The 9606-nt window shown below is 67.4% G+C and carries 9 protein-coding genes and 1 pseudogene; 7 read left to right on the forward strand and 3 right to left on the reverse strand.

Annotated elements, in window-relative coordinates:
- Positions 1–17 precede the first annotated feature (17 nt).
- The 3 genes from ACFDR9_RS09785 to ACFDR9_RS09795 are packed head-to-tail and all read left to right on the forward strand — an operon-like array spanning position 18 to position 2577.
- Positions 18–467, forward strand: coding sequence for a cell division protein (locus ACFDR9_RS09785; RefSeq protein WP_409030861.1), 450 nt, complete (start codon positions 18–20; stop codon positions 465–467).
- The gene (locus ACFDR9_RS09790) at positions 464–1132 is read left to right on the forward strand and encodes a DUF4166 domain-containing protein (RefSeq protein WP_409030862.1); all 669 of its coding nucleotides are present in this window, start codon (positions 464–466) and stop codon (positions 1130–1132) included. Before ACFDR9_RS09785 ends, ACFDR9_RS09790 begins: the two co-directional genes overlap by 4 nt.
- Entirely contained in the window at positions 1129–2577 is a 1449-nt protein-coding gene (locus tag ACFDR9_RS09795) for a TIGR01777 family oxidoreductase (RefSeq protein ID WP_409030863.1), read from the forward strand. The genes ACFDR9_RS09790 and ACFDR9_RS09795 overlap by 4 nt, the downstream gene beginning before the upstream one ends.
- A gap of 139 nt (positions 2578–2716) precedes the next feature.
- On the opposite strand, the gene ACFDR9_RS09800 is transcribed toward ACFDR9_RS09795, so the two are convergent.
- Positions 2717–3676, reverse strand: coding sequence for a DUF3616 domain-containing protein (locus ACFDR9_RS09800; RefSeq protein ID WP_409030864.1), 960 nt, complete (start codon positions 3674–3676; stop codon positions 2717–2719).
- A gap of 348 nt (positions 3677–4024) precedes the next feature.
- On the opposite strand from ACFDR9_RS09800, the gene ACFDR9_RS09805 reads away from it, so the two are divergent.
- The 3 genes from ACFDR9_RS09805 to ACFDR9_RS09815 are packed head-to-tail and all read left to right on the forward strand — an operon-like array spanning position 4025 to position 7008.
- Positions 4025–5266: a CmpA/NrtA family ABC transporter substrate-binding protein gene (locus tag ACFDR9_RS09805; RefSeq protein WP_409030865.1), complete on the forward strand. Its 1242-nt coding sequence runs from the start codon at positions 4025–4027 to the stop codon at positions 5264–5266.
- 15 nt (positions 5267–5281) lie between these two features.
- Complete coding sequence (ntrB, locus tag ACFDR9_RS09810) at positions 5282–6193, forward strand: nitrate ABC transporter permease (protein WP_035787720.1); 912 nt, start codon at positions 5282–5284, stop codon at positions 6191–6193.
- Between the two features lie 8 nt (positions 6194–6201).
- Positions 6202–7008, forward strand: a complete 807-nt coding sequence (locus ACFDR9_RS09815) for an ABC transporter ATP-binding protein (RefSeq protein WP_409030869.1) — start codon at positions 6202–6204, stop codon at positions 7006–7008.
- 27 nt (positions 7009–7035) lie between these two features.
- Here ACFDR9_RS09815 and tsaD read toward each other — a convergent pair whose 3' ends face one another.
- A complete protein-coding gene (gene tsaD / locus ACFDR9_RS09820) occupies positions 7036–8076 on the reverse strand; it encodes a tRNA (adenosine(37)-N6)-threonylcarbamoyltransferase complex transferase subunit TsaD (RefSeq protein WP_017877203.1) in 1041 nt (346 codons plus the stop codon).
- Positions 8077–8526: 450 nt separating this feature from the next.
- Here tsaD and ACFDR9_RS09825 point away from each other — a divergent pair, with 450 nt between their 5' ends.
- Positions 8527–8811, forward strand: coding sequence for a hypothetical protein (locus ACFDR9_RS09825; RefSeq protein WP_409030870.1), 285 nt, complete (start codon positions 8527–8529; stop codon positions 8809–8811).
- An 81-nt stretch (positions 8812–8892) separates the two neighbouring features.
- Here the strand turns inward: ACFDR9_RS09825 and ACFDR9_RS09830 are convergent.
- Positions 8893–9117, reverse strand: a pseudogene (locus tag ACFDR9_RS09830) (hypothetical protein); the annotation flags it as partial.
- Positions 9118–9606 lie beyond the last annotated feature (489 nt).

Genomic DNA, 9606 nt, shown 5'->3' on the forward strand with positions numbered 1-9606 from the left:
TTCATCAAAGGCCGCCCATGAGCGCGCATACGATACGTCTTTGGGCCGTGCGCTGGACCTACGCCAGCGCCGCCGCCCACCTGCTGGTGGCCGTGGCGCTGCCGTGGATCGCCGGTCTGGCGCTGCTCGACGGCTACCACGGCGGCATCGAAGCGGCGTTCTGGGGCGGCGCCGCGCCGGCCGCCGCGCGCGCCCAGCAACTGTGGTGGATAACCCTGTTCGGCGCGACCATGCAGTCGGTGGCGATCTGGATGGGCGCGCTGACCTGGATCGGCGACCGCGAGCGCAGCGCCGTCGCCTGGGGCGCGCTGATCGCCGGCATCGTCGTCTGGGCGCCGCAAGACATGGCCATCTCGCTGCGGGCCGACTGCTGGCCCCACGTCTGGCTCGATTGCTTCATCGTCGTGACGATGCTGCCGCCGCTGCTCTGGCTGCTGCTGCACGACCGCCGCCGGGTGGCAGCGTGAGCGGCGCCGCCGCGCCGCGCGCGGCCGGGCCGTCCGAGGGCGAACTGTTCAAGCGCATCCTCGGCGCCGAATGGGGCAAGTTGCACCCCGACATCCAGCGCCGTTTCGGCAAGAATCCGGCGCCGGGCCTGCCGCTGTACTACCGCGGCGAGCTCAGCGAGCTGCGCTCCTCGCGCATCGCCAAGCTGCTGGGCTACCTCAGCATGCCGCTGATCCAGGGCGCGCTGATCCCCTACGACGACGCCCATTTCCCGGTCGATATCCAGGTGTATTCCAAGCCCGGCTGCGCCTTCATCTTCAAGCAGCGCATCTATCGCCTGACCCGGCGCAAGGCGATCCGCTTCACCTCGTACATGCGCGAAAGCGAAAAGGGCGAGGTGCTCGAATACGTCGGCATGGGGCTGGGCATGAAGCTGTTGCTGGCTGTGCGCGACGGCAATTTGCATTTCACCAGCGACGGCTATTTCTGGGACATCCTCGGCTGGCGCATGCCGCTGCCGGCGATCCTGACGCCGGGCACCACCTTCCTGCGCCACTGCAACGACAACCCGCAGCAGTTCAACATCCGCATCGACATCGAACACTGCCTGTTCGGCCGCACCTTCACCCAAGTCGGGGTGTTCCGCGAAATGCCGGACGCACAACATGAACAGGACGCCGCATGAACACCCATTTACTCGCATTGCAACTGATGGCCGCGCAAGGCTGCCTGGGCGCCTTCGACACGCTCTACCACCACGAGTTGACCGAGGCGCTGCCGCAGCGCGCCAGCGCCCGGCTGGAACTGGCGATCCACTCGGTGCGCGCGCTGATCTACAGCGTGATGTTCATCGGCCTGTCGGCCTGGTCCTGGCACGGCGCGTGGGCGTTGGCGCTGCTGGCCATCTTCGTCGTCGAAATCCTGCTGACGCTGTGGGACTTCGTCGTCGAGGACCGCACCCGCCTGCTGCCGGCGACCGAGCGCGTCACCCACACCGTGCTGGCGATCAACGGCGGCGCCTTCATCACGCTGCTGGTGCTGAACACGCCGCCATGGCTGGCCGAGCCGACGGCGCTGGTGTGGCAGCCGTTCGGCGCGCTCAGCGTGTTCCTGGCGCTGTGCGGCGTCGGCGTCGCCGCCTCCGGTGTGCGCGACGGCTTGGCCGCGCACCGGCTCGGGCGCGCCGGGCTGGCCGGCGCGCCCGAGCCGGTGCGCTTCAACGACGCCGAACAGCGCGTGCTGGTGACCGGCGCCACCGGTTTCATCGGCCAGAAGCTGGTGGCGGCGCTGCTGGCCGACGGCCACCAGGTGACGGTGCTGACGCGCCGGGTCAAGCAGGCGGCCTGGCTGTTCGACGGCCGCGTGCGCTGCGTCGACAGCATGGCGCAGTTGCCGGCGCGCGAGCGCATCGACGTTATCGTCAACCTGGCCGGCGCGCCCGTCCTCGGCCGGCGCTGGACGGCGGCGCGCCAGGCCCTGCTGCGGCGCAGCCGCAGCGGCCTGACGCAGGCGCTGGTGGTGTGGATCGCCCGGGCCGAGCACAAGCCGCGCCTGCTGGTGTCGGCCTCGGCCATCGGCTACTACGGCGCCCAGGCCCGGGGCGACGACAGCGTGCTGACCGAGGCGAGCGGGCCGCGGGCGGTCTTCATGTCGCAGCTGTGCAGCGAATGGGAGGCGGCGGCGCAGACGGCCACGGCGCACGGCGTGCGCGTCGCCTGCATGCGCCTGGGCCTGGTGTTCGGCCTGCAAGGTTCGTTACCCTTGATGATGCTGCCGATCAAGCTGGGGTTGGGCGGTCCGCTGGGCGGCGGACGCCAGTGGCTCTCGTGGATACACGTCGACGACGTGGTGCGCGGCGCCGCCCATTTGATGCGCCTGGACGACGCCGGCGGCGCCTACAACTTCACCGCGCCGGAAAGCTTGACGCAGGCGCGCTTCAGCCAAATCGCCGCGGCCCTGGCCGGCCGGCCGAGCGGCTTGCCGACGCCGGGCTGGCCGATGCGCCTGGCGCTGGGCGAGCAGGCCGACTTGCTGCTGGAGGGCCAGCGCGTGGCGCCGGCGCGGCTGCTGGCGGGCGGCTTCGCCTTCCGCTACCCGGACGTCAAAAGCGCGCTGCAAAGCGTCGCGTAAATCCGGCGCACCGCGAACCGGGGGCAGCCCCCAGTGCCGCTAAGTCAAGGATTTTCATAGGTCGGGTTGGCGTAGCTTGAGCAGGTTTTGTGCCCACGCGGTTGGTTGCGGCGCGCGTGGGCACAAGGACGTGCCTACCCTACAGCGGGCCGATGATTATGCTGCGAAACGTCTGCCGCGCTTCCGGCAGCGCCTGGCAGGCGTCGTTGCCGTCGTCGCTGAGCACTTGCATGGTGTCGGTGCCCGGAACCGCGAAGATGGCTTCGGGGCGCAGCGTCTTGAAGTCGGCCCGCGGCAGCGCCACGGCGGCGTCGCCGCGCCGGCCCGACCACCGATACAGTGCGAAAGCGCCGGCGTTGGCCGCCGGCCCGGCAACGATCAGGTAGGACGAGCCGACCCGTTCGACGCTGCGCACGCCGCGCCCGCCCAGGTCGAGTTCGAACGCCGCGCCGAACCTGGCCTGTTTTCCCTCGATTAATTCATCCGGGTTCAGCAGCGGCAGCAGCAGCGCCTTGCCGCGCAACAGCGGGCTGCGCAGGCCAATCAGCAACTGGCCCTGCGGCGTCGCCGCCAGGCCCTCGATGTTGAAGCCGCCGGGCTGCTCCGGCCCCAGCCCGGCCGCCGCGGCGAGCCCGAGCGGCCGCAGTTCCGCCGCCGCGATCATGTCTTCCTGCAGCCCGGCGTAGGCCCGTCCCGTCAGCCGCGGGTGTCCCTCGCCGTCGCCCATGTCGGTGGCGAAGAAGCGGTGGCGGCGCTGCTGCGCCTCGCCCTTCTTGTTGCGCCCGTGCGAGGAGATCCAGTAGATGCGCTGGCCGATCGCCGCAGCGCCCTCCAGGTCCGATTCCTTGTCTTTTTTGGTGGCGAGGAATTCCCAGGCGTCGACGGCGTCCACCGGGTCGGCGACGCCGCGCCGGTAGATTTTCAGCGTGTTGCGCTCGTCGTCGGCGACGATAAAACGGTCCGGCCCCAGCGCGACGGCGGCCGAGGCGTCGCACAGGCCCCGGTAGACGAACTCTTGTTGCGCGGCGGCGCGCGGCGCGGCGGCCAGCAGCGCGGACGCGGCCAACGCGCAGGCGGCGCGGCGAAGTGGATGGCTCATGTGATCAATTCCCGGTGGCGCCGACGCTCGCGGCGGTCCGGCCGGCGTTGGCTGCTACAAAGATAGGGCGAAACGGCGCGCGCGTCGACTTATTTATCGCCCGCGCTTGATCCCGGGCCGAGCGTCGCAGCGGTGCGTGCTGTTGGTGCGGCGCACAATATCGGTGCTGGAAAAACACTCACAGGGCTGAAAAACGCGCTAAAACCGTTCGCCAACCGTGCGCCGCCGCCCTTGTCGAGCTGGCACACCAATTGCTGTTACCTGTTGAGCAGCTAGATGAAACGGCAAGCCGGACGCAGCAGCCCGCCGCCCTTGTCTCCGCAATTCCATGCACTCTACGAGGCCACAATGACAATCGAAACCCCCTTCAATCCGAGCCGCCGCAAGTTGCTGGTGGCCGGCGCCGGCGCCACCGCGCTGGCCGCGTTGCCGGGCGGCGGCGCCTGGGCAGCCGGCTCCGACAAGCCGGAAAAGGAGGAGGTCAAGGTCGGCTTCATCCCGCTGACCGACTGCGCCTCCGTGGTGATGGCGTCGGTGCTGGGCTTCGACAAGAAGTACGGCATCAAGATCGTGCTGAGCAAGGAGGCCTCGTGGCCGGGCGTGCGCGACAAGCTGGTCAATGGCGAGCTGGACGCGGCGCACGTGCTGTACGGCCTGCTGTACGGCGTGCACCTGGGCGCCGGCGGGCCGAAGAAGGACATGGCCGTGCTGATGAACCTGAACCACAACGGCCAAGCCATTACGCTGTCGAAAAAGGTGGCCGACAAGGGCGGCGTCGACGGCGCCTCGCTGGCCAAGCTGATGCGCACCGACAAGCGCGACTACACCTTCGCCCAGACCTTCCCGACCGGCACCCACGCGATGTGGTTGTACTACTGGCTGGCCAGCTACGGCATCGACCCGATGAAGGACGCCAAGGTGATCACGGTGCCGCCGCCGCAGATGGTGGCCAATATGCGCATCGGCAACATGGACGGTTTTTGCGTCGGCGAGCCGTGGAACCACCGCGCCATCGTCGACGGCGTCGGCGTCACCGCCGCCACCACCCAGGAGATTTGGCGCGACCATCCGGAAAAGGTGCTGGGCAGCACCGCCGAGTGGGTCAAGAAATACCCGAACACGGCGCGCGCGCTGACCGCCGCCGTGCTCGAGGCCGGCCGCTGGATCGACGCCTCGCTGTCGAACAAGAACAAGATGGCGCAAACCATCGCCGACAAGTCCTACGTCAACACCTCGGTCGACGTCATCAACCAGCGCATCCTGGGCCGCTACCAGAACGGCATGGGCAAGACTTGGGACGACCCGAACTACATGAAATTTTTCAACGACGGCAGCGTCAACTTCCCCTACCTGTCGGACGGCATGTGGTTCCTGACCCAGCAGAAGCGCTGGGGCTTGCTCAAGGCCGAGCCGGACTACCTGGCGGTGGCCACGGCGATCAACCAGATCGACGTCTACAAGGACGCCGCCGCGATGGCCCAGGTCAGCGTGCCGAAGTCGGCCATGCGCAGCGTGAAGATGATCGACGGCACCACCTGGGACGGCAAGAATCCGAAGGCCTACGCCGCGTCGTTCCAGATCAAAGCTTAAACCACGGAGGATGCGATGAGTGCAGTCATGGAAAACATCAACAAGGGAACCTTGCCGCTGGCCGACCCGGCTTTGAAGGGCGCCGGCAAACCGCCGCGCAGCGAACGGCTGGCGGCGCGCGGCTACACGCTGGGCACCGGCAAGTCGCGCCTGCGCCCCGTCGTGTTGCGTTACCTGCCGCCGCTGCTGGGGCTGGCGATGCTGGTGCTGGTGTGGCAAATCATCGCCGCCAAAAACAGCAATTTCCCGACGCCGTGGGTGACCGCGCTGGAAGCCGTCAAGCTGTTCTCCGACCCCTTCTACAGCAAGGGGCCGAACGACCGGGGCATCGGCTGGAACATCCTGGCCTCGCTCCAGCGGGTCGCGCTCGGCTTCGGCATGGCGGCCGTGGTCGGTATTCCGCTGGGCTTCATGATCGGCCGCTTCAAGTTCCTGGCCGGCATGTTCAACCCCATCGTCGCGCTGCTGAAGCCGGTCTCGCCGCTGGCCTGGCTGCCGATCGGCCTGCTGGTATTCAAGGCCGCCGACCCGGCCGCGATCTGGTCGATCTTCATCTGCTCGATCTGGCCGATGGTCATCAACACCGCCGTCGGCGTGCAGCGCGTGCCGCAGGACTACATGAACGTGGCGCGCGTGCTGAACCTGTCGGAGTGGAAGATCATCACCAAGATCCTGTTCCCGGCCGTGCTGCCGTATATGTTGACCGGCGTGCGCCTGGCCATCGGCACCGCCTGGCTGGTAATCGTCGCCGCTGAAATGCTGACCGGCGGCGTCGGCATCGGCTTCTGGGTTTGGGACGAGTGGAACAACCTGAACGTGCCGCACATTATCATCGCCATCGTCGTCATCGGCGTGGTCGGGCTGCTGCTGGAACTGGCGCTGGTGGCATTGGCAAAATCATTCACCTACGAAGAAGTCGGGGGCTAAGCATGAACATGGGCGCGCACAAATTCATCGACATCCAACACGCCGACATGGTGTTCCCGACCAAGAAGGGGCCGTTCGTCGCGCTCGACGACGTCAGCCTGACGGTCGAGAAGGGCGAGTTCATCACCCTGATCGGCCACTCCGGCTGCGGCAAGTCGACGCTGCTGAACCTGATCGCCGGCCTGAGCACGGCCAGCGCCGGCGCCTTGATCTGCGGCGGGCGGGAAATCGCCGGGCCGTCGCCGGAGCGCGCCGTGGTGTTCCAGAACCACTCGCTGCTGCCGTGGCTGACCTGCTACGAAAACGTCCACCTGGGCGTGGAGCGGGTGTTCGGCGCCAGGGAGAGCGGCGGGCAATTGAAGGAGCGCGTGATGGGCGCGCTGGCGATGGTCGGCCTGACGGCGTCGGCGCACAAGCGGCCGCACGAGATTTCCGGCGGCATGAAGCAACGCGTCGGCATCGCCCGCGCCCTGTCGATGGAGCCGAAGGTGCTGCTGATGGACGAGCCCTTCGGCGCGCTCGACGCGCTCACCCGCGCCCACCTGCAGGACGAGCTGCTGCGCATTGTCGGCGCCACCGGGTCGACCGTGGTGATGGTGACGCACGACGTCGACGAGGCGGTGCTGCTGTCGGACCGCATCGTCATGATGACCAACGGGCCGGCGGCGAGCATCGGCGAAATCCTGCAGGTGCGGCTGGCGCGTCCGCGCGAACGGCTGGCGCTGGCGCAAGACCCGCTGTATGCGAGCTACCGCACCAGCGTGCTCGACTTCCTGTACCGGCGCCAGGCGCGCCCGGTGAAAGAGGCGGCGTAGCCGGGTTTTGGCGGCGCCCGGCGGGCGTCAAACCTCTTTGATTTCGTCGAGCGGCCAGCGCGGGCGCACGTTGAACGCGTAATCGCGCTTGGCCGCCTGCGGGTTGATTTGCAGGCGCATCGCGCCGGCGAAGGCGATCATCGCGCCGTTGTCGGTGCAGAACTCCAGCTCGGGGTAGTAGACCTTGAAGTGCTTCTTGGCCGCCGCCGCGTTCAGCGCCGCGCGCAGCTGGGTGTTGGCGCCGACGCCGCCGGCGATCACCAGGCGCTTCAGGCCGGTGTGCTTGAGCGCGCTGACGCACTTGGCCGTCAGCACGTCGACGATGGCGTCGACGAAGCCGCGCGCGATGTCGGCCTTGTCCTGCTCGCAGATGTTGGCGACGACTTTTTCCTCGTGGTTCTTGACCACCGTCAGCACCGCCGTTTTCAGGCCGGAAAAGCTGAAGTTCAAATCCTTCGAATGGAGCATCGGCCGCGGCAGCTTGTAGGCGCTCGGGTCGCCGAATTCGGCCAGGCGCGAAATCGCCGGCCCGCCCGGGTAGCCCAGCCCCAGCAGCTTGGCCGACTTGTCGAAGGCCTCGCCGGCGGCGTCGTCGAGCGTCTCGCCCAGCAGCGTGTACTGGCCGACGCCGTCGACGCGCATCAGTTGCGTGTGGCCGCCCGACACCAGCAGCGCGATGAAGGGGAAGGCCGGCGGCTCGGACGCCAGCAACGGCGACAGCAGGTGGCCCTCCAGATGGTGGATGCCGAGCACCGGCTTGTCGATCGCCAGGCCCAGGCTGCAGGCCACCGACGAGCCGACCAGCAGCGCGCCGGCCAGGCCGGGGCCCTGGGTGTAGGCGATCGCGTCGATGTCGGCCAGCGCCACGCCGGCCTTGGCCAGCGTCTCCTGCAGCAGCGGGATGGCGCGGCGGATATGGTCGCGCGAGGCCAGCTCCGGCACCACGCCGCCGTACTGCTCGTGCATCGCCACTTGCGAATAAAGGGCGTGCGACAACAGGCCGCGCCGGGTGTCGTACAACGCCAGGCCGGTTTCGTCACAGGAGGATTCGACGCCGAGAACAATCATGGGGAGCTAACAAATGCATTAAAGCCGACATTGTAAAGGAAAGCCGCGCGGCGGCGGACCCTCGGCGCCAAGGCGGGCAGGCCCAGCCCCTCGCCCCTGGATCGCAGCCGCCCACGCACCAAGCCGGCCCCGCCTTTTGGCGCGCGCCGCACCCCGTCAGTGCATTTCTTGCCGCTTTGCCATTGGAGCGTCGAACTGGCGTCCGGTTGCGCCGTCGCGCCGGCTTAGGGGGCTAAGCCGGAACCCCAGATTATTCCGGCCAAAGCGAATGCCAGTTGTTGGCTTGGTGGGAGCGAAGCTACCACCAGATGAAATTTGCTAGTGTTGCTTGTCCGCGCAAGGGCTGCAGTTGTGCCGCAGCTTGCTGCGGGCTAGCAGTCGCGTCCCCATTCATCGTTCAAGCCGGTGTCGTAACTGAAGTCGGCAGCGCGGTGACGGCCTTTTCTTACGGTGACGAAGTATTTCTACGCAGAATTAGCCCGTGGTGGCACCTATGCAGACTACGTGGCGGTCGATGCCGCGCAAGTTGCGCTGAAGCCCCGCACCGTGTCGTTCGCCACGGCGGCGGCTTTGCCCATACCGGGAGTGGCGGCCTGGAGCGCTTTGATCGAAACAGCCCAACTGGAGCGCGGTATGCGCGTGTTGATCCACGGTGGCGCCGGCGCGCTGGGCAGCGTGGCAGTGCAACTCGCCGATCTTGACCAGATCGCCACCGCACCGGCCGCAGGTGCATGAGTCCGACTCGTGCAGGCGCGCCACGCGTTCGATGTGGCCGGGCAGTGGCTGGCGGCCGGCGCGAGCGCGTTTCTTCCTTGGCGCGTCGACCAGGGCTTCCAGCTCGGCCAGATCCGCTTCCCACGTTTCCTGGAACAGGTCGCGCTGTTCGGACGAGAGCGCCTCGGCCTTGGCGCCGAAGCGCTTGGCCGGTGGTGCGCCAGTGCGAGCGTCAACGCCTGGATTGTGACGTTCGCGGTGTGCAGTTCGGCGTTCAGGCGGGCCTTTTTTTCGCCTCCCTGAGCAGGCGGTCGGCCACCTCCGCAATCCACTTCGGCGGTGTCGGACGGGTGCTCAATCGGGCCAGGTCGTCGCTTAATTCGATCCCTGATTTTTAACATTTCACCTATGAAGCAGCCAGCAATCATATCGCATTTTCCGATCGTTTCCAGGCTGATCATGCGCGCCATTTCACAGCACCCAGGCGCGCGTGTCGGCCATGCGCGTATCCACGGCCTCGACGGCGCACCATACCTGTGTCGGGCTGGGGATCATGACAAGGCCCCAAGCAAGTGCCCCAACCATGCCGCCGACACCTCGCCGGTCATTGACAGCGACCAACCTTGGGGGCCGCGCAACACCAAGTCCGCGCGGGACGCAGACGCCGCCTCGACGCCGGAAGCATTGCGGGCAGCATGGAGCCACGCACGTTACCTGCATGGTGACTATTCAGCCTGAGCGTACAGCGTAGAAAGTTGTTGTAAACGAATCGTGGATAACGCATCATGCGTGCATGCCACCAAAACCGCCCCGCCC

The organism is Janthinobacterium sp. CG_23.3 (assembly GCF_046115965.1).
GTDB lineage: Bacteria > Pseudomonadota > Gammaproteobacteria > Burkholderiales > Burkholderiaceae_D > Janthinobacterium.